The organism is Arthrobacter crystallopoietes, assembly GCF_017603825.1.
Lineage (GTDB): Bacteria > Actinomycetota > Actinomycetes > Actinomycetales > Micrococcaceae > Crystallibacter > Crystallibacter crystallopoietes_B.
In genome coordinates this window covers 2,481,750-2,507,227 of record NZ_CP072014.1, presented here as the reverse complement: position 1 = coordinate 2,507,227, position 25,478 = coordinate 2,481,750, and the positions used below count along the sequence as shown (strand labels likewise).

The 25,478-nt window shown below is 63.9% G+C and carries 20 protein-coding genes and 1 pseudogene; 19 read left to right on the top strand and 2 right to left on the bottom strand.

Annotation, left to right across the window (positions count from 1 at the left end; all coding sequences use genetic code 11):
* Positions 1 to 14 precede the first annotated feature (14 nt).
* The 12 genes from J5251_RS11600 (at position 15) to J5251_RS11545 (ending at position 14,706) form a co-directional block, all read left to right on the top strand.
* On the top strand, positions 15 to 1,343 hold the full coding sequence (locus tag J5251_RS11600; protein ID WP_208574071.1) for an enolase C-terminal domain-like protein: 1,329 nt from the start codon (positions 15 to 17) through the stop codon (positions 1,341 to 1,343).
* Positions 1,340 to 2,809 (top strand): aldehyde dehydrogenase (NADP(+)), encoded by a 1,470-nt coding sequence (locus J5251_RS11595; protein WP_208574070.1) that lies wholly within the window; start codon positions 1,340 to 1,342, stop codon positions 2,807 to 2,809. The genes J5251_RS11600 and J5251_RS11595 overlap by 4 nt, the downstream gene beginning before the upstream one ends.
* Before the next feature lies 1 nt (position 2,810).
* Positions 2,811 to 4,007 carry a fumarylacetoacetate hydrolase family protein gene (locus J5251_RS11590; RefSeq protein ID WP_208574069.1) on the top strand — a complete coding sequence of 399 codons (1,197 nt, stop codon included), beginning with the start codon at positions 2,811 to 2,813 and terminating at the stop codon, positions 4,005 to 4,007.
* Positions 4,004 to 4,864, top strand: a complete 861-nt coding sequence (locus J5251_RS11585; RefSeq protein ID WP_208574068.1) for a fumarylacetoacetate hydrolase family protein — start codon at positions 4,004 to 4,006, stop codon at positions 4,862 to 4,864. Before J5251_RS11590 ends, J5251_RS11585 begins: the two co-directional genes overlap by 4 nt.
* A gap of 26 nt (positions 4,865 to 4,890) precedes the next feature.
* On the top strand, positions 4,891 to 5,646 hold the full coding sequence (locus J5251_RS11580) for an SDR family NAD(P)-dependent oxidoreductase (protein ID WP_139006203.1): 756 nt from the start codon (positions 4,891 to 4,893) through the stop codon (positions 5,644 to 5,646).
* 355 nt (positions 5,647 to 6,001) lie between these two features.
* The gene (locus tag J5251_RS11575; RefSeq protein ID WP_208574067.1) at positions 6,002 to 7,654 is read left to right on the top strand and encodes a sensor histidine kinase; all 1,653 of its coding nucleotides are present in this window, start codon (positions 6,002 to 6,004) and stop codon (positions 7,652 to 7,654) included.
* 207 nt (positions 7,655 to 7,861) lie between these two features.
* Positions 7,862 to 8,503: a hypothetical protein gene (locus tag J5251_RS11570; RefSeq protein WP_208574066.1), complete on the top strand. Its 642-nt coding sequence runs from the start codon at positions 7,862 to 7,864 to the stop codon at positions 8,501 to 8,503.
* A 240-nt stretch (positions 8,504 to 8,743) separates the two neighbouring features.
* Positions 8,744 to 9,802, top strand: coding sequence for an extracellular solute-binding protein (locus J5251_RS11565; protein ID WP_208574065.1), 1,059 nt, complete (start codon positions 8,744 to 8,746; stop codon positions 9,800 to 9,802).
* A gap of 75 nt (positions 9,803 to 9,877) precedes the next feature.
* Positions 9,878 to 10,954, top strand: coding sequence for an ABC transporter ATP-binding protein (locus tag J5251_RS11560; RefSeq protein WP_208574064.1), 1,077 nt, complete (start codon positions 9,878 to 9,880; stop codon positions 10,952 to 10,954).
* Positions 10,951 to 12,759: an ABC transporter permease gene (locus J5251_RS11555; protein ID WP_208574063.1), complete on the top strand. Its 1,809-nt coding sequence runs from the start codon at positions 10,951 to 10,953 to the stop codon at positions 12,757 to 12,759. The genes J5251_RS11560 and J5251_RS11555 overlap by 4 nt, the downstream gene beginning before the upstream one ends.
* Positions 12,756 to 13,670 carry a glycerophosphodiester phosphodiesterase family protein gene (locus tag J5251_RS11550; protein WP_208574062.1) on the top strand — a complete coding sequence of 305 codons (915 nt, stop codon included), beginning with the start codon at positions 12,756 to 12,758 and terminating at the stop codon, positions 13,668 to 13,670. The genes J5251_RS11555 and J5251_RS11550 overlap by 4 nt, the downstream gene beginning before the upstream one ends.
* Entirely contained in the window at positions 13,615 to 14,706 is a 1,092-nt protein-coding gene (locus tag J5251_RS11545) for a LacI family DNA-binding transcriptional regulator (RefSeq protein ID WP_208574061.1), read from the top strand. Before J5251_RS11550 ends, J5251_RS11545 begins: the two co-directional genes overlap by 56 nt.
* A gap of 7 nt (positions 14,707 to 14,713) precedes the next feature.
* Here the strand turns inward: J5251_RS11545 and J5251_RS11540 are convergent.
* A pseudogene (locus J5251_RS11540) lies at positions 14,714 to 15,154 on the bottom strand (DUF5677 domain-containing protein); the annotation flags it as partial.
* Positions 15,155 to 15,794: 640 nt separating this feature from the next.
* Positions 15,795 to 16,727, bottom strand: a complete 933-nt coding sequence (locus J5251_RS11535; protein WP_208574059.1) for an Lrp/AsnC family transcriptional regulator — start codon at positions 16,725 to 16,727, stop codon at positions 15,795 to 15,797.
* 235 nt (positions 16,728 to 16,962) lie between these two features.
* Between J5251_RS11535 and J5251_RS11530 the strand changes: the two genes are divergently transcribed.
* Genes J5251_RS11530 through J5251_RS11500 form a run of 7 tightly spaced genes read left to right on the top strand, consistent with a single transcriptional unit; the run spans position 16,963 to position 25,466 of the window.
* On the top strand, positions 16,963 to 17,811 hold the full coding sequence (locus tag J5251_RS11530; RefSeq protein WP_208574058.1) for a transporter substrate-binding domain-containing protein: 849 nt from the start codon (positions 16,963 to 16,965) through the stop codon (positions 17,809 to 17,811).
* A gap of 60 nt (positions 17,812 to 17,871) precedes the next feature.
* The gene (locus J5251_RS11525) at positions 17,872 to 18,603 is read left to right on the top strand and encodes an amino acid ABC transporter permease (protein WP_139006216.1); all 732 of its coding nucleotides are present in this window, start codon (positions 17,872 to 17,874) and stop codon (positions 18,601 to 18,603) included.
* Positions 18,603 to 19,406 (top strand): amino acid ABC transporter ATP-binding protein, encoded by an 804-nt coding sequence (locus J5251_RS11520; RefSeq protein ID WP_279633591.1) that lies wholly within the window; start codon positions 18,603 to 18,605, stop codon positions 19,404 to 19,406. The genes J5251_RS11525 and J5251_RS11520 overlap by 1 nt, the downstream gene beginning before the upstream one ends.
* Positions 19,396 to 20,409: a C-terminal binding protein gene (locus J5251_RS11515; RefSeq protein WP_208574057.1), complete on the top strand. Its 1,014-nt coding sequence runs from the start codon at positions 19,396 to 19,398 to the stop codon at positions 20,407 to 20,409. Before J5251_RS11520 ends, J5251_RS11515 begins: the two co-directional genes overlap by 11 nt.
* Positions 20,410 to 20,441: 32 nt before the next feature.
* Positions 20,442 to 22,172, top strand: a complete 1,731-nt coding sequence (locus tag J5251_RS11510; protein ID WP_208574056.1) for an amidohydrolase — start codon at positions 20,442 to 20,444, stop codon at positions 22,170 to 22,172.
* Between the two features lie 13 nt (positions 22,173 to 22,185).
* Positions 22,186 to 23,829: a thiamine pyrophosphate-binding protein gene (locus tag J5251_RS11505; RefSeq protein WP_244250638.1), complete on the top strand. Its 1,644-nt coding sequence runs from the start codon at positions 22,186 to 22,188 to the stop codon at positions 23,827 to 23,829.
* 23 nt (positions 23,830 to 23,852) lie between these two features.
* Positions 23,853 to 25,466: an amidohydrolase gene (locus tag J5251_RS11500; RefSeq protein WP_208574055.1), complete on the top strand. Its 1,614-nt coding sequence runs from the start codon at positions 23,853 to 23,855 to the stop codon at positions 25,464 to 25,466.
* The last annotated feature ends 12 nt before the right edge of the window (positions 25,467 to 25,478 follow it).

Here is a 25,478-nt window from a genome sequence, read left to right as displayed (position 1 = left end):
GAAAGGCTCCATCAATGTCAAGAATCACCTCCGTCCGCACCGAAGACATCCGGTTCCCCACCTCGCTGGACCTCGACGGCTCGGACGCCGTCAACGTCGATCCGGACTACTCCGCCGCCTACGTCAGCATCAACACCGACGACGAATCCGGCCACGGCTTCGTGTTCACCTGCGGACGCGGCAACGAGATCGTCACCGCCGCCATTGAGTCCTACGGCCAATTGCTGGTCGGCCGGGACCTGGACGAACTCGTAGGCGATCTGGGCGAGGCGTCGCGCCGGCTCATCCACGACTCCCAGCTCCGCTGGCTCGGCCCGGAGAAGGGCGTGTCCCACATGGCCGCCGGCGCCCTGGTCAACGCGCTCTGGGACATCCACGCCAAGCGCGAGCAGAAGCCGCTGTGGCTGCTCCTGAGCGAAATGCCCGCAGAGGAGATCGTCAACGCCGTCGACTTCACGCACATCCGCAATGCCCTGACCCCGAGCGACGCACTCGAGATCCTGCGACGGGGAGAAGCCGGCAAGGCAGAGCGGATCGCCGAGCTGCAGCGTTCCGGCTACCCCGCCTACACCACGACGCCGGGCTGGCTCGGTTACAGCGACGAGAAGCTGGTGCGCCTGAGCAAGGAAGCCGTCGCGGACGGCTTCGGCATGATCAAGCTCAAGGTCGGCGGGGACCTGAACGAGGACCGCCGCCGCATGAAGTTAGCCCGTGAGGCCGTGGGCGAGAACGTGAAGATCTCCATCGACGCCAACCAGCGCTGGGAAGTCCAGGAGGCTATCGACTGGGTCAACGAGCTCGCCGAGTTCAACCCGTGGTGGATTGAAGAGCCCACCAGCACGGACGAGATCCTGGGCCACGCCGCGATCCGCAAGGGCGTCTCCCCCGTCAAGGTCGCCACCGGCGAGGCCGTTGCCAGCCGCATCATCTTCAAGCAGCTGCTCCAGGCCGGCGCCATCGACGTCATGCAGATCGATTCGACCCGAGTGGCCGGCGTCAACGAGAACATCGCCAACCTGCTGCTGGCCGCCCGCTTTGAGACTCCCGTATGCCCCCATGCCGGGGGCGTGGGCCTTTGCGAACTGGTACAGCACTTCTCCTTCTTCGATTACGCGGCCATCAGCGGCACCATGGAGAACCGAATGATCGAATTCGTCGACCATCTGCACGAACACTTCATCGAGCCGGTGCGTGTGGAAGGCGGCCGCTACCTGGCTCCGCAGAAGCCGGGCACCGGCGCTGAGATGCTGCAGGACTCCCGGGACAAGTGGACCTTCCCCGCGGGCCAGGGCTGGCAGCAGGTCGGCGACCGGGCAGCCGTAACCGGGAGCAGCAACCGATGACAACCACCTCAGCAGATCAGGCCGCCGCACAGATCGAGGCGGCCCACGCCGCCTACCAGCAGTCCCGGGATGAAACCCCGCAGACCCGCGCCGCCTGGCTCGAAGCCCTTGCGGCCGGGCTGGAGCAGCACGCCGACGAGCTCGTGGAGATCGCCGGCCGCGAGACACACCTGGCCGAGGGCCGGCTCCGGTTCGAGCTCAAGCGCTCCGTCTTCCAGTTGCGCCTCTTCGGTGACGAGGTCCGCCGCGGCGAAAACCTGGACGCCACCATCGACCACGCGGATCCCGAGTGGGGCATGGGCCCCCGCCCTGACATCCGAAAGGTCAATGTACCCCTCGGCGTCGTCGGCGTCTTCGGGGCGTCCAACTTCCCGTTTGCCTTCAGCGTGATGGGCGGCGACAGCGCCTCGGCACTGGCGGCCGGCTGCGCCGTCGTGCATAAAATCCACGGCGGGCACACGGAACTGGGCCTGCGCACGGGGGAAATCGCCACCGCGGCGCTGGCCGCAGCGGGCGCACCCGCCGGCCTCTTCTCCACCGTCACCGGCCGGGAGGCCGCCGAGGCCCTCGTGGACCACCCATTGGTGATGGCCATCGGCTTCACCGGCTCCACCGCCGGCGGCCGCGCGCTGTTCAACCGCGCGGCAAGCAGGCCCGTGCCCATCCCCTTCTACGGCGAACTAGGCAGCATCAACCCCGTCTTCGTGACCGAAGACGCGTGGAACCTGCGCCGGGATGAGATCCTCGCGGCTTACGCCGGCTCGTTCACCATGGGCATGGGACAGTTCTGCACTAAACCCGGTCTGTTGTTCGCGCCCGCGGAACATGAGGAGGACATCGCGCAGATCCTCGGCCGCGAACTGGCGGGCAAGCCCACCGCTCCCCTGCTCAGCCCGCGGCTCCGGGAAGGCTTCGACGAGGCCCTGGCCGGCGTCCGGGACACCGAGGGCGTGGAAGTGCTCATCGCCGGAAACGACGACGACGCCCCGGCACCCACGGTGCTTGCCACCACGGCGGATGCGGTCCGCCAGCGGCCGGAGCTCCTCGAGCAGGAGATGTTCGGACCGGCCACCCTGGTGATCACTTACAAGCCCGGGACGGATCTGGCCGAGTTGGCCTCGCTGGTTCAAGGCCAGCTCACCGCCACGGTTCAGGCGCAGCCGGAGGAAGACCTCAACGACCTGCTGACGGTCCTGCGGGAGAAGAGCGGCCGCGTCCTCTGGAACGCTTGGCCCACTGGCGTGACCGTGACCTACGCGCAGCAGCACGGAGGCCCCTATCCGGCAACCACCGCACCGAACACCACTTCGGTGGGAACGGCGGCGATCCGCCGGTTCATGCGTCCGGTAGCCTACGACTCCTTCCCGTCCGCTCAATTGCCCCCTGCACTGCGGGACGAGAACCCATGGGGCATCGGCCGCCGCGTGGACGGCCGCTGGGAGCACCCCGCCGAAGGAGGCAACTGACATGGAGACTTTCCCTCTGCAGGACATCCTGCCCTCGGATGCGGGCAGCGCCCAGCTGGTCGGCCGGGTCTGGGACCCGGAAACCGGCGGCCCCCGCGTCGTCGCGGTCAAGGGCCACGACGTCTACGACATCACGGACAGCGCCCGCACCGTCGCGGATCTGATGGAACATGAGGACCCCGCCGAACTCGTGGCCACCGCCCTCGACCGCCCGCGCTGGACCCTGGCCGAACTGGTCGATGCCTCGTGGGCCAAGGCGACGGGCCGGCCGCACCTTCTCGCGCCGGTGGACCTGCAGGTCATCAAGGCCTGCGGCGTTACATTCGTGGAAAGCATGGTCGAGCGGGTCATCGAGGAACGCTGCAGCGGCGACTTCAACAAGGCCGCCGAGGTCCGGGAGCTGGTGGGCAAAGCCCTGGGCGGCAGCATCTCCTCGCTGCGCCCCGGTTCGGACGCCGCGAAGCAGGCCAAGGAGGTGCTGATCCGGGAGGGGATGTGGTCCCAGTACCTGGAGGTGGGCATCGGCCCGGACCCCGAGGTCTTCACCAAGGCGCCCGTCCTCTCGGCAGTCGGCTTCGGCACGGACATCGGACTGCCCACGTTCTCGTCCTGGAACAACCCGGAACCCGAACTGGTACTCGTGGTCGATTCGTCCGGACGGGTCCGCGGCGCCACGCTGGGCAACGACGTAAACCTCCGCGATGTCGAGGGACGCAGTGCTCTCCTGCTCGGCAAGGCAAAGGACAACAACGCCTCCGCCGCGCTGGGCCCGTTCATCCGCCTCTTCGACCAGGGCTTCACCCTCGACACCCTGCGTCAGGAGGAGATCACGCTTCAGGTGCGGGGCCGGGACGGCTACACGCTCGAGGGCCGCAACAACGTCGCCAAGATCAGCCGCCCCTTCGAGGAACTCGTCGATGCCACACACGGCAGCCACCACCAGTACCCGGACGGCTTTGTCCTCTTCACCGGCACACTGTTCGCACCCACCCAGGACCGGGACACCACCGGGCAGGGGTTCACGCACAAGCCTGGCGACACCGTCACCATCCGCAGCGTGCACCTCGGCTCGCTGGTCAACCGCACCGGCGTCACCGAGGAGCTTCCTCCGTGGACCTTCGGCATCCGCGCCCTGATCGAATACCTGCAGAGCCCGGCGGCCGTCGGCGCTCCCCAAGAAGCTGGAAGGAACGCATGAAACTCATACGCTATGGCGCACCCGGTAGTGAAAAGCCCGCCGTGTTACACCTGAACGGAGACGGCACGGAGCACGCCTATGACCTCTCGACCCTGACCGAGGACATCACCGGCAACTTCCTGGCCGCCGGTGGACTGGACACCGTGAGGAAGGCCCTCGACGCGGGGGAACTGCCGCCCATCGAGCTGGACGGCGAGCGCCTCGGCGCCCCGGTCGCCCGCCCGTCGGCCATTATCTGCGTCGGCATGAACTACGCCGAACATGCGGCGGAGTCCGGGTCGGCCCCGCCCACCGTGCCGATCATCTTCTTCAAGACCCCCAACACGGTCGCGGGCCCGGATGACGAGGCATACATTCCCCGCAACAGCACCAAGACCGATTGGGAGGTTGAGCTCGGCGTGGTAATTGGCAAGCGTGCAAGCTACCTGGACTCCCCCGAGCAGGCAGCTGAACACATCGCCGGCTATCTGACGGCCAACGACTTGTCCGAGCGCACCTTCCAGATCGAGGACTCCGGCGGGCAGTGGTCCAAGGGCAAATGCGCCCCCGGTTTCTCGCCCCTCGGCCCCTGGCTGGTTCCCGCCGCGGACGTCGACGCCAACAACCTGCGCCTGCGCAGCTGGGTAAACGGGGAACCCCGCCAGGATTCCACCACTGCCGACATGATTTTCCCGGTGGACTTTCTGGTACACCACCTCAGCCAGTACCTGACCATGGAGCCGGGCGACATCATCCTGACGGGTACGCCCCAGGGTGTGGCGCTGTCCGGAAAGTACCCGTATCTCAAGGCCGGTGACGTAGTGGAGATCGAGATCGAAGGACTGGGCCGCCAACGCCAGGCCTTCGCCCAGGCTTAGGCAGCGAACAACAAGCAAGGAGCGGTATGAGCAAGGATATGGAAGGACTGGCGGCCATTGTTACCGGCGGCGCTTCGGGCATCGGCGCGGCTACCGCAGACCGGCTTGCGGACCTCGGCGCACGGGTTGCTGTGCTGGATCTGGTCCCTGAGGCGGCCAGCGGGCGGCACTTCGCCGTGTCTTGCGACGTCTCCGACGACGCCTCCGTAAAGTCCGCAGTCCAGGCCGTTGTTGACCGCTACGGGCGGCTGGACGTGGTGGTCAACAATGCCGGGATCGGTGCGCAGGGAACCATCGAGGACAACGACGACGACGAATGGCACCGCGTCTTCGACATCAACGTTGTCGGTATGGTGCGCGTCAGCCGGGCTGCGCTGCCCCACCTGCGGAAGTCGCCCGCCGCGGCCATCGTCAACACCTGTTCCATCGCGGCCACAGCAGGGCTGCCCGCCCGCGTGCTCTATGGCGCGTCGAAGGGAGCAGTGCTGTCGATGACCATGGCGATGGCGGCGGATCATCTGCGCGAAGGCATCCGGGTCAACTGCGTCAATCCGGGTACAGCCGACACACCGTGGGTGGGGCGGTTGCTGGAGAAGGCCGAAGATCCGGAGGCCGAGCGGTCCGCCCTTGAGGCTCGGCAGCCGCACGGCAGGCTGGTCCAGCCCAATGAAGTGGCGGCCGCGGTGGCCTATCTGGCCTCCCCCGCAGCCGGGTCCACCACGGGAACGGCCCTGGCTGTGGATGGCGGCATGCAGGCATTGAGGCTGCGGCCTGCCGGGTAAAGTCGGCGAAGAGCTGGACCTCGGGCAGGAACTATTTGTGCCACGGCGACCAAAGCACGACGGCGGGTGGTTGCTTGCCGCAGCCACCCGCGATGACCTCACGGGCAGAAGCTGAAGCGTGCCGCGTCATAACTGTGCCAACGGGGATCGCGGCCATGGGAACAACGGGAGCAGGCACGTTCCGTCTGTACCGGCTTTGATTCTCCCCGGGGCATCTCGCCCAGCTTAGCTTTCCATCGCCAAGGTCCAGGCTCGAAGAAGTAATAAACGCCGTGGAAGAGCAGCGCCTATCCCCGCAGGGCTCCGTGGTGTAAGCCTTAACCCCAGAGTGGTGGCTAAAGCGAGGAGCTGGTTAGTGGAGCGCATTCTCAGATACCTGACCCTGACACCCGTCCAACAGGTACGGTCTGAGAGCCGGCGGGCGGTCCTGATGGGCCAGGCGCCCTTCACCGCGACCGTGTTCCTGTTGACGGTCATCCACCCGGAACCGCTGGCCGTTCTTCCTTTCCAGCTGGGAGTGGCCTTGGCTGCGGTTCTGCTCGCGGGCGGAGTAATCGTGCCGTGGGAAAGGTTCAGTCGCCCCCTGTATCTTGCGATTCCCCTCCTGGACTTCGTCGCCGTCGGGCTCCTCCAGATGGGCGGAAGCTTCGAAGTGTTCCATCTGGGGTTGCTCACCGTGTTTCCCGTCGTTTGGCTGGTTTCCTCCGCCGGCTTTCCCAGATGGTGCATGCTTGCCAGCATTCTGGGCACGCTCGCCATCGCTTGGGAACCCGTCCTCTTACAGCGTGAAGACATAGGTCTTGGAAATGCCGCGCATGAGCTCTCCCGTGTTCTGCCGCTCCCCTTGGTGATGTTGGCGCTGGCCGCCACGGTTCGTCTCATGGTGGACAACATGGCCGCCAAGGATGAGAAGCTCAGATCGCTGCTGGCGGAGACGGACAAGCGGGAGCGGCTTCTGAGGACCATCATGGATACAGTCGGCACCGGCGTCCTGGCTGTGGACGCCCAGGGCCAGGAAATCCTTTCCAACAGGCAACAACGCTACTTTCAGCAATTGGCTCGAACCACCGGAAAAGCCTCACGCAATGAGGAGCGGCACCTTCTCTTCGAGTTCGGCAGCAACGTCCCGTTGCCTGTCGACCAATGGCCCTCCCGACGGGCCGCCCGGGGGGAGTCGATGTCAGACCAGCTTTGCACGGTCGGTGACAAGCCGGGACAACGCGTCCTCTCCACGTCGATCCGGTACGTACGCAACGCCGCCGGAACTGTTGACGGAGCGGTAATCGCTTCCTCCGACGTCACTGAACTAATCAACGCCATTGACGCTCGGGACGACTTCATGGCCAATGTCTCACACGAGTTGAAGACACCCCTGACCGTCATACTCGGAAACACCGAACTGCTTTTGGACGACGCGCCGCCCGCACACCGTACGCGCCTGGAAGCAGTGGAGCGCAACGCGGTGCACCTTCTTCACCTGGTACAGGATCTGCTTGATTCGGCGAAGCGGACCGCGATTTGCCCGGTCCCCACCAACGTCTCGGAACTCATCGCCCACAGCGCCACAGACGCCGGCCACCGGGCCGATCCCAAAGGCATCACCATCCGCACGGAAGTACAGCCGGATCTCCTGCTGGTCTGCGACCCCCTTCGTGTCCGCCAGGTCCTGGACAACCTGATCTCCAACGCAATTAAATACTCGCCTGAGGACAGCACGGTCGTAATCCGCGCCAGGCAGGAAGACGGTTACTTGGTTTGCCGCATTGTTGACCAAGGCCGCGGTATGAATGCCCACGAGATGGGCGAAGCCTTTACCCGGTTTTACCGCAGCCCGTCCGTCCGGAAAACAGCGATTCCCGGAATGGGGTTGGGACTGCCCATAGCCAAAGCCATCGTTGAACAGCACGGCGGCAACATCGGTTTCGAAAGCACACCGGCCCAAGGCACGGTGGTCTCCTTCACGCTTCCGCTACATCGGGAGTTACCTGCCGACAGCAGGGTTGAATGACCGGTGGGCCGTTAGGAGCCGCCGTTGTACTTGATCCCTCATGGCCGTGGCCCAATTTATCGCCGAGGAGTCACGGCGCCATCAAGAATTCCTGCGCGAATCACGACTGCATAACTGTCCTTGTGGGCCCGATTCGCGCGCGCCTAATCTGTAATTTAGGGACGTGCAGCAGGGCTGTAAGGCCCTTGACCCGCAGGAGGGATTGCCATGAAAGCACAAGCCGCTGGGGCAGGCCAATACGAAAGCCACCGGGACCATCCGGCACGGCAAACCAGGCTTGGCGGGGTGAAAATCGGCTCCGCTTTCTTCGGTTGGATGACAGCCACCGGCATTTTCGTCCTGCTGGCCGGACTCGCTGCTGGAATCGGCGCCCTCTTCGGCATTGCCAGCAGCGCCGATCCGAGCCTCCTTGCCGAGCAAGCGGGTCAAGACCTGCAGAGCGTCAGCATCGTCGGTGCAGTGATTCTCGCGGTCATCATCTTCCTCGCCTATTTTTCGGGCGGCTACGTCGCCGGCCGCATGGCGCGTTACGACGGAGCCAGGCAGGGCGTCGCCGTCTGGCTTTGGGCCGTCGTCGTGGCAGGGATCATCGCCGCGCTCGGAACCGTGACCGGCACGGTGTCCGGAGCGCAACTGGATGTCCCGGCCCTGCTTGCCAGCTTCCCCGGGGTTCCGCTCAACGAAGGGACGATGACAACCGGCGGAATAGTGGTGCTGATCGGCATAGGACTGCTCTCGCTGGTGTCCGCCGTACTAGGCGGCAAGGCCGGCATGCACTATCACCGCAAGGTCGACCAGACCGAGGCAAGCGGCTATGCAGATTGGAACGCCGACGGCAGCGGCGCCTGACCTCAGTCCAGACGAACGACGGCGAGTGGCTGCGTGATACAACCACTCGCCGTCGTTCCGTATACCCGTGTTGGTGAACGCGTGGTTGAACGTTTGATGAACTGCTGATTCCAACTGTTGCCTCCATGGTTAAGTTCCAGCCACGTTGCCGTCATGAGGGCCTAAGAGACTAAAGCAGCCGTGAGAGCGCTCTCACGGCCACCAGATCCCGGACACTCACCATTGACAAGGAACTTTGCCATGCGGAAGCTCGCTCCCATTACCGGATTCGCCATCGTCGGCGCACTGCTGCTCAGCGGATGCGGCTCGGCAGCCAATGAGGCCGATGCCGCCGCTGATGACACACTGATCGTCTACACGAACTCCAACTCGGACGGCCGCGGGGAATGGCTGACCGCGGAAGCGGATAAGGCAGGCTTCGATATCGAGATCGTCGGCGCGGGCGGCGGGGATGCCACGAACAAGATCATTGCGGAGAAGGGCAACCCGGTGGCGGACGTCGTCTTCGGCCTGAACAACATGTACTTCGAGCAGCTCAAGGCTGCGGACACCATAGCCCCCTACACGCCGGCTTGGTCGGGCGAGGTGGACGCGGCGCTGGCCGACCCGGCAGCGGAAAAATCCTACTGGCCGCTCGTGCAGCAGGGCATTGTCCTGGCGTACAACGCCGACGCTCTCTCCGCCGGAGAGGCTCCCCAGGAATGGACGGACCTCTGGACCGAGGATGAGTTCAAGAAGCGCTACGAGTCCGTCACCGGCTTGGGCGGAGCGACCACGCAGCTGGTCTTTGCCGGCATCCTGAACGATTACAAGGATCCCAACGGCGACCTGGGCATCTCGGACGAGGGCTGGGCCCAGGTCGAAGCCTACTTCGACAACGGCAGCCCCAGCGTTGCCGACAAGGATCTTTACGCCCGGATGGCCGACGGCGAGGTGGATATGGGCCAGATGTGGAGTTCGGGCCTGACCGCCCGCGAAGCCGAATACGGCGTCGACACCGAAATCATGACCCCCGAGGCCGGCGTGCCCTTCGCCGTCGAGCAGATCGGCATCATCAAGGGAACCGAGAACAAGGACCAGGCCGCGGAATTCATCGACTGGTTCGGCAGCGCAGAAGTCCAGGGCTCGTGGGCCAAGGAGTTCAACGCGATGCCTGTCAACACCGCCGCCATCGAGCAGGCCGATCCCGAGGTCGTGAAGTTCCATGAGGAGCTCAAGCGCCAGGACATCGACTGGACCTTTGCCCAGGAAAACATGGGCGCCTGGGTCGAGAAGATCGAACTCGAGTACATGAACTAACCGCCGTAGTGCCCGGGACCCGGACCGGTCCCGGGCACACTCGCGTACTTCCCGTCCCTCAACGCAGGAAACACCATGATCCAACTCAGCAATCTCCGCGTCACCTTCGATGAATTTGTCGCCATCCCCAACCTCAATCTCGCCATCGAGCAGGGCGAGTTCTTCACCCTGCTCGGACCCTCCGGCTGCGGGAAAACGACGGCGTTGCGTTCCCTCGCAGGTTTCGTCCAGCCATCCGGCGGCAGCATCCATATCGGCGGCAAGGACGTCACGCACCTGCCCAGCGACAAACGCCGTGTCGGCATGGTGTTCCAGAACTACGCGCTCTTCCCCTCCATGACCGTCTGGGAGAACATCGCCTTTGGCCTCCGGGTCCGCAAAGAAAACAAGAGCATCCGCGAGAAACTGGTACGGGAGATCGCCGTCCGCGTGGACCTCGCCCCGGCACAGCTGGAAAAGAATGTCTCCGAACTGTCCGGCGGCCAGCAGCAGCGCGTGGCGATCGCGCGGGCGCTGGTGCTCAAACCGGAAATCCTGCTGCTAGACGAACCACTATCCAACCTCGATGCCCAGCTGCGCCACCAGCTCCGCGACCAGCTCAAGGAGCTCCAGCACGACTTCGGCATCACCACGGTCTACGTCACGCATGACCAGGAAGAGGCCCTTTCCATGAGTGACCGCATCGCGGTCTTCAACAAGGGGCAGGTGGAACAGGTGGGCACTCCGGCCGAGATCTACGACACCTCGGCCACCGAGTTCGTCTGCAACTTCATCGGTGGGAGCTCCGTCCTGACCTCCGATTTCGTCGCCGCGACCGGTACTGCTGCCAACACCATGAGCACGGGCGCGGGCACCTCGTCCTACCTCCGCGTGGAAAAGGCCGCCTTCGATCCCGCCGGCGCGGCGCCAGGTGCCGTGGCGGCGGACGCCGTCGTGGTTTCCCGCAGTTACTTCGGCCTGTACAGCCGCTACACGGTCCTTTGCCACGGCGCTGAGATCAACGTGCTGCACAAGGAAAACGGCGGCAGCGGGCCACAGCCGGGCCAGCGTGTCACGCTCTACATAGACCCGGAGCACATCCTCCATTACGACACCGGGACCGGCCTGCGGGTGCTCCCGGGTCAGCGCCAGCCCGAGGCGGCTGCGCGATGAGTTCTTCCAGCGTCCGCGGCATGCTGCGGTCCCCGTTTGTCCTGGTGTCGGGCGCGATCCTGACGTGGATGATCGTTGCCTTCCTCGTCTGGCCCAACCTGAACCTGCTCCTCGAGACGTTCTGGCCCGACGGCGCGTTCTCCGGCCGTGCCGTGGAAAAGCTTCTGTCCTCCGAGCGGGCCATGCAGTCCCTGGGCAACAGCTTCCTGCTCGCCGTCGTGCTGTCGGTGACTGTGAACGTCGTCGGGATTTTCATCGTGCTGGCCACGCAGTACTTTGACCTCCGGGGCTCGCGCGTCCTGTGGCTCGGGTACGCCACCACCTTCATCTACGGGGGCATTGTCCTCGCCGCCGGGTACAAGTTTATTTACGGCGAGGACGGCATCATGACCGGTTTCCTGCTGGCGTGGTTCCCCGGCTTCAACGCGCAGTGGTTCACCGGTTTCTTCGCCGTTGTCTTCGTCATGACCCTGGCTACCACCACCAATCACATGCTCTTCGTCTCCGCGGCGCTGAACAAGGTGGACCAGCAGACCATCGAAGCGGCCCGGAACATGGGGGCCTCGGAGTGGACCATCCTGCGCAGGATCGTGCTGCCCATGCTCAAGCCGATGCTCTTCGCCGTGACCATCCTGTCCTTCCTGACCGGCCTCGGCGCCCTCAGCGCACCGCAGGTCCTTGGCGGGAGGGAGTTCCAGACCATCGCGCCGATGATCCTGAATTTCTCCACCAGTCCCGCCTCGCGGGACCTGGCCGCCCTGCTCTCCCTGGTGCTCGGCCTGGCTACGATCGTCCTGCTTGCGGTCCTCACCAAGGTGGAAAAGACCGGGACGTACTTTTCCGTCTCCAAGGTCTCGTCCACCCTGCAGAAGCGGAAGATCGCCCATCCGGGTGCCAACTTCGCGGTGCACGCCGTCGCGTACGTCCTCTTCGTGCTGTACAGCCTTCCGGTGGTGCTGATCATCCTGTACTCGTTCATGGACAGCTCGGCCATCCAGGCCGGCCGCTTCTCCCCCGCCGAACTGACACTGGAGAACTACGTCCGCGTGCTGACTTCCGACGCCGGACTGCGGCCGTTCCTGGTCAGCATCGTCTACAGTGCCCTGGCGTCTTGCATCGCCGTGGGCGGCCTGCTGTTCGTGGCGCGGATCCTGCAGAAATACCGAAACTGGCTTACCGCCGCCTTCGAGTACCTGCTGCATATTCCGTGGATCCTGCCGGCCGCCATGATCGCCCTGGGCCTGATCATGAGCTACGACCATCCCAATCCCCTGGTCGGCGGCACCGTCCTGACCGGAACCACCGTCATCCTGCTGATCGCCTTCGTCATCGGCAAGATCCCCTTCACCCTGCGGATGCTCAAGGCGGCCTTCGCCTCCGTCAACGACTCCATGGAAGAGGCGGCACGGAACATGGGCGCCTCCACGCTCTACACCTTCCGGCGCATCCTGTTTCCCCTCGTCCTCCCCACGGCCGCAGCCATCACCGCGCTGAACTTCAACAGTCTGCTCGATGACTACGACACCGCCGTGTTCCTGGCGCACCCGCTGTTCCAGCCGCTCGGGCTGGTGATCAAGGCCAATACCGACGGCGCCGCCAGCGTCGACGCCGTGGCCAACACGTTCGTCTATACGGTGCTACTGATGATCATCACCGGCACCACGATGTATCTGGTCTATGGCCGCTCGGTACGCAAGTCCCGGAAACGCGTTGCCACCTTTGTCGCGAGGGAACCGGAACCTGCGGCGTCGTCACCGGTGGCGGTTCCGGCCCCTGCGTGTGCAGCCGGGAAGGAGCAGGCATGAACTTCGGCCAGGAACAGTACTCCGGCGTCAACAGCCGGCTGAACGAACGCTTCGGCAACTACGGCACACTCATCGCGGTCCACCGCGGAACGGCCAGCGGCAGCATCGTGGAGAACACCGCCGCTGCGGTGACCGCGGCCGTGGCGTCGGGCGGCGACATCATCGAGATCGACGTCGTCGGATCCACCGACGGGGAGTTCTTCGCCTTCCACGACGGCAACGAACTCCGCCTGTGCGGCGTGGACAAGGACATGCGCGCCATGGACGGCGCGGAAATCAGCGAGCTGCGTTACCGCTGGATCGACAGGCCCGGCCGGACGGCTTCGGTGGAGCCGCTGGTGGAACTGCTCTCTTTCTTCAGGGAAAGCACGTTGTTCAATCTGGACAGATCGTGGCAGTGGTGGCCAACGTTGCTGCCCATCCTGGCCGAGTTGGATATGCCGGACCAGCTCCTGCTGAAGTGCGCCGCGGGCAACCACCAGGCCGTCAGCGACCTGCGCGCTTCCCCCGTCAAGTTCCCGTTCATGCCCATCTGCCGCACGTTGGAAGAAGCCCAGTTCCATCTTCGCGACGAGGAGCTTAACACCGTAGGCGTGGAGCTCATCGCCCCGGGCCCCGGCAGCGCCTTCCTCGACCCGGAAATCCACCGGGTTCTGAATACTGCCGGAGTGTTCACCTTCGTCAACGCAGAAGTCCTCTCTACAGGTACCGCGTTGTTCGCGAATTACGACGACGAGGAAGCTGTCCTGGGTTCGCCCGCCACCGGGTGGGAACCGCTCTTTGAACTCGGCGCCAACGTCATCCAGACAGACTGGCCCTGGCTGCTTCGTGATTACCGCTGGCTCAGGGAACAGCATGGGCGTTCAGGCGACCAGGCCGCCGTCGCTCTCGGCGAATACGTGGGACGGTAAGGACATGGAATCCATCGTCGAACCCGAGAATAAACCGCGGGAACTAACAATGGTCGATGTAGCCAAGGCCGCAGGCGTCTCCAGGGCGACGGTTTCCCGTGTACTCCAGGACCGCGGCCGGTTCTCGCCTCAGACACGCGCGCTCGTCCTCGACGCCGTTGATCGTCTCGGCTACGTCCCCAACGTCATGGCCAGCGACCTCGCGTCGCGCAAGAACAACACGGTCGGCCTGCTCCTCAGGGATGCAGCAAACCCGGCCTACGGCCTGCTTTTCACCGAGCTGCAAAACGCCGCCCATCAGGCGGGCATCACGCTCATCAGCATGACGATTACAGACGATCCCACGAGCGTGCGTCAGCTCGACAGCCTGAACCGGCTGATTGGCATGCGTGTGGCCGGACTGATTGTGGCGACGGGAAGTGTCGCTGCCAACCAGCTCGCTCCCTTTAGCCAGCGTCTGCCGATACTGCGGGCAGGCAGGCCAGAGCCCGCCGCCGCGATCCATGCTGTCTCCTACGCCGAGGAAAACAATGGGCGGAAGCTGGCCGAACACGTTGCAGGCTACGGCCATCGCAAAGTGGCAGTTCTCATCACCCCGGAGGATCAGTCCTATCCGGAATACATCCGGGGCGCCACAATGGCCAAAGTCCTTGAGGAATCTGGCGCAACAGTCACTCGACTGCCGGTCAGCGGCCCCAAAGACGGTGCCGCCGACGCAGCGGCCTTAGTGACGGCGGGGAAGGCAACAGCTGTCATGTGCCCTACCGACCGGCGCCAGCTAGCCGTGATGCGGGCCATGAAGGCCGCAGGGCTTTCCGTCCCGGCTGATGTGTCGGTCTCGGGTTGCGACGGCGTCCTCCCGGGCAGTGACCTGCTGGACCTGACAACCCTGCGGATTCCTGTGGAGCGCCTCGCCCAGCGCAGCATTCAGAACATGGCGCAGCTGATCGCCGGTGAGCAGCCCGGGCTTATCCACGAACAGCTCGACGGCGCCCTCGTCCCCGGCGGAACCGTTGGCACAGCACCCCTCGTGTAGTCCCAATCTACTTATCCGGTCTTAGCAGCGGTGTAACCTGACGCTCGGAAATTGCGGCCCTGAGGCAACCAAAAGCGCCGAACATTATGGATAAACGCTTCATCGCCGTAGAGCCTGACAGCAGCATTGCAAAGTTCGGCCAGCATTCGGAGGGCGGCGCAGCCCAGCTGTAGCCGTTACCGTTGTCTATCTTGGGCCCGAATCGCTTTTTCGCGGCATTCCTCCTGTCCTCCAACAGGTCGAGGTCCATCTGCTCTTCCGCGTTGAGCTGATCGTATGGGGATCCGAACTTCGTCCACTGCCGGTGGACTTCGAACAGATGACTGCAGCTGTACCGCTCCGCAATTTCCTCGTCCGATCTGCTCAGCGCCCGGGCGGTAATGGTCAACTCGTACAGAGCACGGACGCGAGCGACGGCGCCGGCGGGGTAGCCTGACGTCACCAGAAGGAAAACTTCCTCTACAACCTAGGTGGAATGTGCCTGCAGCTGGGTAAGAACCGACACCTTCTTATGGCTCTTGACCGGGCTCATCCATCGAGTGCGGCAAAGGTCATGAACGTGGCGTGCGAGTTCCCAAAAAAGCCGAGCGCAACATCTAGGGACGGAATGAACGCCTCTGCGATTCCTGCGGAGACACCTAGCTGAGGCTACGACTGATAACTCCCATCTCGGCGAGCCAGTCGGAAAGCCGTTCATCTGATTACCGGCATAGGTTTGGGCTGCTGCACTCCCGTCGCGGGGCGTATCGAAGAACCCAAGACCCCTGTGTGCCCGGGCCAGGCTGGCCCTGATACTGCGCTGCAAAGATTCGAGGATAGCGTCCAACTCCTGCGGCTGTCCGGAGAGTACGAAAACGTCATCCATCTCATCAGCCAATTCCTTCCCCCTTCTGGAAACAGGCGGGCCGGCGGGCTGCGTGGCCGTCGGTTAAGGACGAGCCTATCGGCAGGAACAAGAAGTGCTTCAGCTCACACATTCGTCCTTCCCACCCCGGCTGTGAGGAGGACGACCAGATTGAACAAAGCTGGAGTTAGGAATAGCACCGTGACGGAAATGCGGGTATTGAAGCGTGTGCGCTTCGTTGCTCTTATCCGATTGACTCGAGCTTCGCGTCTGGGATTCCAGCGACCAAGGTATCAAGCGGTTTCTCATAGCGTTCGCGAACGATGTCGGCGTGAAGCCAAGTATCGACAGTGGTGACAGAAGCGAGTTGACGGAGACCGGCAGCTACACGGTTGAACTCCCCCAGGGACGCCACTCCCACCGTTGCAATCAGGTTGTAGTGCCCGAAACATTTCACGATGAACTCTGCACCCGGTACATCCTCGAGATACCGGACCGCTTCCTCAATACCGGAGGTGCTGAGGCCAAACCCAAACGCCATGGCCTGGGACGTGTCCGCCCGGCGCCGGATAGCGCCTATCTGCATCACATTGGCGTTGATCAGCTTGAGCACCCTTGTTCGGCAGGCACTTAACGACAGCCCTACTTCCGCCGCCATCTCGGCAAAGGATGCACGGCCATCACGTTGGAGGAGGTTCATCAGCCGCAAGTCGTACTCATCCAGTTCAAGATCCATCAACTTTGGTTCCGCCCCCAGGAAGAAGCTTCGGATAACCCGCTCATAGACGGTGACGTTGACGGAAGCGACTTGAGGCAGGGTACGAATCAACTCAGTCTGCTCATACATGGAAGCAAGCGTTGGCATACGCAGTTCAGCGGCCAAGTGATACGGGCCAGTCGTCTGGGAGATGAAAACCGGACTCTCCATGGCTTCCATTGCTTCGAGCACTGGAACAGGGTCCCCACTCAGTTGAACGGCAATGTGCGCGAGACAGTTGAGCCCCAGCACACGCGGGTGTACGGCTGCAACGATCCGTATCTCCCCTGACTCCAGCAGCGCATTTACATGAGCCGCAACTGTTGCGCGGTTGGTGTCCAAGGTCTTGGCCAGTTCGCTGAAGGAGGCACGCCCGTCTTGCTGCAGGTGCCGCACTAATCGCTCTTCAAGATCGCCCATCCACTGTTTATATCAACTAAATTTTAGCTTCAGCAACAAATTTATCGTCTGAGCACGGATTCTTCCGCCTAACGTTGAAAAAATGACCAAGACACTCATCATTTAAGTCGTAGAAGCGATATTCAACAAAAAAATTGGTTGACGGATGGTGGCAAGTGACACAGAATCATCTTCATACCGTTCAGCGGGCACCTGTCAGCAATAGTTGCCCACTACCTGTACTCAGGAGATTTCCATGCGCAAGTCGATCTATTCCACAGTTGCAGCGTCAGCAGCGTTGCTGGCATTGGCAGGCTGCGGATCTTCCGCCGGCGGCGAAGGAGCCGCTGCTTCGTCGGAGAATGCACCGTCCGGACTCGTCAATGATGGTCAGGCAACGTTGTGCATCGATCCCGAATACCCGCCCCTTGAGTACTACTCGGATGGCTCGGGCGGTGACATCATCGGTTTTGACGCTGATGCCGGCCGCGCACTGGCTGAGCACTGGGGCGTCGAGGTGAAGTTCGAAGTCACGGCATTCGACGGACTGATGCCGGGACTGCAGACTCGGCGTTGCGACATGATTCTTGGCGGTCTTTACATGAGCGAAGACCGGCTTCAGGTCGCTGATGCTGCACCGATCATGAATGCAGGTCCGGCGGTCCTCGCAGCACCGGCCAAGGCGAGCGAATTGGCATCTCCCGCAGATCTCTGCGGACTGACCGTGGCCGCACAGGCCGCCTCCAGCAACGCGGCCAGGATCAAGGACCTCGCTGACGAGTGCGAGGCTGAAGGCAAAGAGGCGCCGCGCTTGACGGAATACCCGAAGACGGCCGAAACGGTCCTGGCAGTCCTCAACGGCAAGGCCGATGCTCTTGTCGAAACGAACGTGGCGGCTTCTTATATGGAGACGCAGAACGAAGGGAAGCTGCAGGTTGCTCCCGGAGTATTCGAGACCGATACCCAGTTCGGCGTCTTCAGCCGCAAGGGAGATGAGCTTACTCCTGCGATCGCCGAGGGACTTAAGGCACTGCACGAGAACGGAAAGCTGGCGGAAATCGCAGAGAAGTACAACCTCGATCCCGCAATCCTCGACGTCTACTGATCCCACTGATGGGAGTGCCGGCACGTTCGTCGGCGTTCCCATCCATGAGGAAGTGAAATCATGCTTTTCGATCCCGATATCTTTTTCCAACAACTGGTCAGCACCGAATACATGTGGGGTGCGCTGATCTCAGTGGCCGTTGCCGTACTGTCGCTCATCCTAGCCACAGTCATCGGCTTCTTCCTTGCACTGGGCAGGACCTCCCGCAGGAAGAGTTTCCAAGCACCTGCCAGCATCTATGTCTGGTTTTTCCGCGCCATTCCCGCGCTCCTGGTTCTTCTGATCATGTGGAACGCCTTGCCGCAGATCATTCCCGCCCTGCGCCAGGACTGGTTCACCCCGTTTATCGCGGCCTTCGTCGGACTCGGACTGGTGGAAGCTGCGTTCATGGCGGAAATTGTGCGGTCTGCTCTATTGAGCGTGGATGAGGGCCAGGCTTTGGCCGGCCGCGCGCTCGGTATGTCGCCGACGAAGGTCATGCTCAAGATCACTCTCCCCCAGGCCATCCGGATTGCGCTGCCTCCTACCGGAAACGAGTTCATTGGGCTGGTGAAGTACTCGTCCCTGGCCTCGGTCATCTCCCTGCGGGAGTTACTGACCACGGCCCAGGTCGGCGTAAACATCACCTTCCGCTACGCCGAGTACTATGCCGCGGCGATCATCTACTACCTGATCATCGTGACGCTGCTGACGCTGGCCCAGAATGCCTTGGAAAAGAAGTTCGCCTGGACCTCGAAGGTGAAAGTAAAGAAGAGCCGCGTTCTGGCTCCTGCCGCGAAAGCAGGCCTGTGATGACCCAAAGTGCCGAGATTGTTCAGGAGGCCGCTGTCGTGGACCAGCCCATCCTGCAGGTCAAGAACCTGCACAAGTCGTATCAGGGGCAGGAAGTGCTCAAGGGTGTCGAGTTCGACATCCGCAAAGGCCAAGTCAAGGCGGTCCTGGGGCCGTCGGGGTCGGGTAAATCTACGATGCTCAGGCTCATGGCGCTATTGGAGCCAGCCGACGACGGATCCATCCAGCTCCGAGGCGAAACCATCGGCACGAAGCTCCAGCATGGGCGTACCGTCCACCTGCCCGAGCGCCTCTTGGCAAGGCAACGCCAGGAAATCGGCATGGTGTTCCAGAAGTTCAATCTCTTTCCCCATTTGTCGGCCGTGCGGAACGTGATGCTGGGGATGACCTCAGTCAAGGGAATCTCGCACCACGCAGCGCGGGAACAGGCCATGGAGATGCTCAACCGCGTCGGCCTGGACCACCGCGCGGAGCACTACCCCTCGGAGCTCTCCGGCGGACAGCAACAGCGCGTCGCCATTGCCCGGGCCCTGGTCCTGAATCCTTCGGTCATGCTCTTCGACGAACCCACCTCCGCACTGGATCCGGAGCTGGTCGGCGAGGTCCTCGATGTGATGGAAAAGCTCGCGGCCGACGGTATGACCATGATCGTGGTCACGCACGAGACACGTTTCGCCAGTCGTGTGGCCAGCGAGGTGAGTCTGTTCGACGGTGGTGTGATCGTAGAGCAGGCCGCCCCAGACCAATTCTTCAACCACCCGCAGCACGAACGCACAAGGAAGTTCCTGAGCCATGTCCATTGAGAGCCACAAGCAGTACCGTCCACTGGCTGTCTACACGGACATGGACGACACCGACTTCGCTGCCGGTGTGAGCCTCCTCGAGGCGGCGGGATTCGATGTACGCTACGCCAGCAGCCAGGATCCTGCAGTTATCGCCCGTGAAGCAGCGAAAGCCACCGCTCTCCTCGTCGGCTACGCACAGATCGACGCAGATCTCCTGGACAAGCTGCCAGATCTGCGCATCATTGCGCTGATGTCCGTTGGCTACAACAATGTGGACCTCGACGAAGCCCGCCGCCGCGGCATCTGGCTGACGAACATTCCGGCCGCGGCCACCGAGGAAGTGGCCACCCACGCGCTGGCGCTGGCCTTGGCCGCCGTCCGCGATCTCCCCTTTTTCGCCCAGGCTGTAAACAATGGCGAGTGGAACATCCGTAACGACCGGGCACCCCTGCGGTTGAGCAGCCGCCGGCTCGGGCTGGTAGGACTTGGCCGGATCGGCCGCCGCTTCGGCCAGCTTGCCTCCCCCACCTTCGGCGAGGTCATCGGCTACGATCCGATGCTCCCCGATACACCCGAAACGGAGGCGGAGCTCAAGATGGCAGGAATCAGGCGCACCGGACTGGATGAGGTTCTGGAGACCTCGCATGTGCTCTCGCTCCATGTACCGCTGACCCCAGAGACGGACAAACTGATGAACGCGGGAACCATCGCACGGATGCCCGCTGGCAGCTTCCTGGTCAATGTCAGCCGCGGCCAGTTGATCGACGTCGAGGCCGTGGTGGAGGCGCTCGATGCCGGTCACCTCGCCGGGGTTGCGGTGGACGTGCTGGAGCAGGAACCTCCGGCTGCCGACCATCCGCTGGTGACCCATCCACGCGCTCTGGTGACTCCGCATGTGGCCTACTTCTCCGACCACACCGACTCTGAATACGTCCGGCAGCAGGCCCAGAACGTGGCCAGCTGGTACGCCACCGGCACGCCGGACACCCCCATCTTTCCGCTGGAGCCGGCCCGGACCTAGTCCGCCGGCAAGCACCCTACAGGAGCAAGATCTTGCGCAAACTCAAGCATTTCGAACAGCAGTCCTACGGTCATGTTCCCGTGCTCGTGACGGCCAGAACCATCCACACGCTCGCGGATGGTGAACAGGCACCCGAGGCGATGCTCGTCCTCGGCGGAAACATCGTCGCCACCGGTACCCTCGAGCACTGCCGGGCAATCGCGGCCAACGTCTCCACCGTGGAACCGCAGCTGCAGGACTTCGGCGCTGCCGCCGTCGTTCCCGGTTTCATCGATCCGCACGCCCACCCTCTCATGCTGGGACAGATGATGAGCTGGGTGGACTGCGGTCCGGGAAAAGCCGCGAGCATTCCGGAGATCATCGCGCTGCTGCAAGCTGCCGCCCGCAACACTCCGGCCGGGCAACCGGTGCGTGGGTACGGTTACGAACACCGCAACCTCGCCGAGGGCCGCCACCCCACCCGCCACGAACTGGACCGGGTGGCCACGGACCGCGAGGTCTACCTGATGAACGCCTCCGGCCACGGCGGCGTGGTCAACTCCTACACTTTCGAACTGCACGGAATCACCAGCGCGACGCCGGATCCGAAGGGCGGGGTGTTTTTCCGGGACAACGACGGCGAGCTGACCGGCGAGCTCTCGGACGCTGCCTGCAACATCCTGACCGGCCTTGAAGGCGTGAAAGTAGGTCATCACGGCCCAAACTTCCACCTTGCCGATGAGCCCGCGGAGCACCTTCGCCAGCTGCGCGCTGCGCAGGAGAACTTCCTGGCCGGCGGCGTGACGGCCATCGGCGACTGCCAGGTATCCAAGCGCGAGTTTGACATGTACCTGCGGCTGGCCGAGGAAAACCAGCTCAAGACCCGCATCAGCATGTACTTGCTCTCCCACCTGCTCGACGACGCGCTGGACATGGGGCTGCAGGGGCAGTTCGGCAACGCCCATCTGAGCTTCGCCGGCATCAAGTTCTATGCCGATGGCACCCTCGGCGGCTGGACCGCGTACTTCCCCGACGGCTATGTGGGCGATCCCTGCCGCACCGGCCAGCTTTACCATGATCCGGCTGACTACGCCGATCTGATCCGCAAGGCCCACCTTGCCGGGCTCCAGACGGCCACCCATGCTCAGTCGCCCACTGCGCTGGAGATGGTCATCTCCGCGATCGAGCAGGCCCAGGCAGAACGCCCGGACGCGGACGCCCGGCACCGGATCGAGCATTGCGGACTGCCCACCCCGGACCAGATCCGGCGGATGGCTGCGGCGGGCATCTACCCGGTGAACCAGCCGCAGCACTACTACAACTGGGGCGAAGGGGTCACGGCCGCCATCGGCACACCAGGCGAGCGCTTCAATCCTCTGGGTGAGTTCATCGCCGAAGGGGTTACCGTGACGTTGAGCTCTGACGCCCCGGTGGCGGAACCGCGTCCCCTCGAGGCCATTCAGGCAGCAGTCACCCGCATGACCCGGCTGGGCCACCGGCTCGGCGCCGACAACCTCCGCATCTCGGCCTACGACGCACTCGTCGGCCATACCCTCAACGGCGCCAAAGCGCTGGGCCGCGAGGATGAGCTCGGTTCGCTGGAGGCCGGCAAGCGCGCGGACTTCGCCGTGCTCTCTGCTGATCCGCTGGCCGTGGCTCCGGAAGAGATCGGCGGCATCGCCGTGCTGCAGACTTGGATCAACGGCGTCTGCCAGTACGCCACCCCATCGGGCGAAGCACCAGGATCAACAGGCGCCCAATTGACCGCTACGGCATCGGCTTAGGAGGCCCCCAATCATGGAAACACTGGATCAGGAAACGCCTGTGGCACCGGTGCAGATCCCTGCGGACAATGCGGGCCTTGCCATCATGAGTGTCCTGCGCAACTACGGGATCGACACGATTTTCGGCATCCCCGGCACCCACAACCTGGAGTTCTACCGCCATTTGGCGCCGCTGGGCATCCGGCCGGTCACCACACGGCATGAGCAAGGCGCCGGCTACGGCGCGGATGGCTGGGCCCAGCAGACAGGACTTCCCGGCGTCGTTATCACCACCTCCGGTCCCGGGCTGCTGAACGCCCTCTCCGCCGCGGGGACTGCTTACTGCGAGTCCCGCCCGCTGATTGTCCTCTCCCCCGGCGTGCCCGAGGGATCGGAGTTCTCCGACAACGGTTCGCTGCATGAGACCAAGGACGCCTCCGCCGCCGCCGGCGCCGTTATGGAGTGGAGCCGGCGAGTGCACAGCGCCCAGGAAGCGGTGCAGGCAGTCCACGACGCGTTCGAACTGTTCCGCTACGGCCGTCCCCGCCCGGTCCACATCGAGGTTCCGCTCAACGTCCTCGAAAGCCGGCACAGCTGCCCGCCGGAATTGCTGGAGGCGTTGCCGCTGCTTGAGCCCGTTCAGGCAGACGACGGCGCCGTGGCAGCTGCCGCTGCTGGCTTGCGTTCCGCGGTGCGTCCCGTGATTCTGGCCGGCGGCGGTTCGCTCCACGCGGGCGACAACCTGCGCAGGCTGGCCGAGCGGCTGCAGGCGCCTGTGATCACCACGCTCAACGGCAAGGCCGCCATTGCGGAAGACCACCCGCTCTCCCTGGGCTCCAACATAAGATTGCCCCGTGCCCAGCAGCTGGCCGATGACGCGGACGTGCTTCTGGTCATCGGCTCCAAGGTGGGCGAGGCGGAAATGTGGGGCGGCTCCGTCACTCCGCGCGGCGGCGTAATCCGCATCGACATCCTTGGCACCCAACTGGATAAGAACATTCCGGCGGACATCGGGCTGGTAGGCGACGCCGCCGCCGTCGTGCCCCAGCTGCTGGCAGAACTCGACGGGCATCGGGCCCCGGTGGCCGACTTCGCCGCCCTGCGGACCGAACTCGAGGAGCAGGCCCGCGCCCTCTCGCCCGAGCTCGCCGCGGTCAGCGAGACCATCGCCGCCAACGTGGCGGCAGACGCAATCATCGGCGGGGACTCCTCCCAGATCACCTACTTCGGGACGTCGTCGTTCATCCCGCAGCAGCAGCCGCACAGCCTGCTCTACACCCCCGCGTATGCCACCCTCGGCTACGGCCTGCCGGCGTCGATCGGCGCCAAGATCGCCGCGCCGGACCGCCAAGTGGTGTGTGTGGCGGGCGACGGGGCCCTGATGTTCGCCATCCAGGAACTCATCACCGCTGTGGAACAGGGACTGGACCTGACCGTGGTCTGCGTGGACAACGGCGGCTACGCGGAAATCCGGCAAAATGAACGCGACCGTGGCATGGAGCCCGTGGGCGTCAACCTGTCCCAGCCCAACTGGCCTGCCCTGGCTGATGCCTTCGGCGGACGCGGCCAGCGCGCTGCGACCCTCGCTGAGCTCGGCGACGCCCTGCGCTCCGCCTCGGCCGACGGCGGCCTGCAGCTCATCCATGTCCCGCTCGCCGAAATCGCCGCGAGTCTCTAACTACTGCACCTGAAGGAACACTCATGACGGAAGTACTCTCCGGTCAGGCCGCTGGTCCGGCCGGTCTGACAGACGAAGCCAAAGCCACCGCCCGGGTCTGGATCGACGCCAATATGGGTCGGCTGAGCCAATGGCACCGGCACATCTGGGAGCTGGCCGAGCCCGCGTGGCGTGAGTTCCAGTCCGCTGCCTGGTACGTGGACCGTCTCCGTGCGGAAGGCTTCGCGGTAGAAGCCGGCAGCGGCGGCATGCCCACAGCCTTCGCCGCGGAATGGACCAACGGCCCGGGCCCGGTCCTGCTGACCTACGCCGAGTACGACGCCGTGCCCGGCAATTGCCAGGCCGCCGGCCACCAGCAGGAACCGCGCGACGGCCTCAGCGAATTCGCCCCGGGCCATACAGACCCGCATTCGGCGCTGGGCATCTCCACCCTGGCCGGGCTGCTGGCCACCAAGCACGCCATGGAGGTGTATGGGATTTCGGGCACGCTGAAGTACACCGGGGAACCGGCCGAAAAGGTCCAGGGCTCCAAAGTGGTGCACGGCCTGCGCGGCTACTACGACGGCGTGGATGCCATTGTCAGCTTCCACCCCTTCTACATGCTGCCGCTATGCAACACCGCCCGCTGGGATACCCAGTGCGGCAGTTACTACAGCAAGGTCTACACCTTCGTGTGCGACCAGCCCGAAACCTGGCAGCTCTCCGCCAACCCCAACTCCCCCATTCCCGCCTCGCACTCCGCGGCCCGCGCGCCGGGAGCCAACGTCGCCCTGATGAGCATGTACTCGTCGTCGCGAATCATGCAGGATGCCATGCTGCCCAGCTTCGGCGGCTGGTCTCTCTCCGACGCCATCTTTACCCAGGGTCAAGCCACCGCCGACAACCTGCCGGCGCGGATAGCACAGATCCAGTACTCCTGGCGCTGTCCCACCATCGAAATGGCCGAACACGTCCTTACCGTGCTGGACCGTAACGCCGAGCATGCCGCCGCAATGGCCCACTGCCGGTTGGAAACCACGTGGGTGGCGCGGAACCGGCCGGGACGGACCAACCACGTGCTGGCCCAAACGCTCTACGGCAACCTCGAAGCTGTCGGCGCCCCAAGCTATGGACCGGACGCCGTCGCGGCCGCGCAGAACATCCAGCAGAACCTCGGCCTCGAGCCATTGGACAAGCCGTTCCTTGACGAGTGCGAACAGCTGATCACGCCGCAGGACGCGGAGGCGGCGCTGCGCGAGCACATGGCGCCATGGCAGAAAAACTGGACCAGTGACGACTACGTAGAGATGACGCACTACGCTCCCACGGTCCGGTTCTATGTCTCCCGTCCCGCACTCAAACCCGCCCCGGGCCAGGGCGCCTACCCCGGCTGGGTTATGAACGCCCTCGGCGGCATACCGGAAACCATTGATCCCACCATCGAGACCGCCGGCAAGACGATTACCGGCACCTTTATTGACCTGCTTACCCGACCCGATGTCCTGGCCGACGCCCGGACCGAATTTGATCGCCGGGTGGCAGAAGATCCCATGCCGGCTCTGCTGGAACCGGACTTTATGCCACCTACCGAGCTGGCCTGGCCGGACTACTCCACGGACACCAGCGGCTCACGCGTCTGGCATCCGAAGTCCATCTAGATAACGACGACG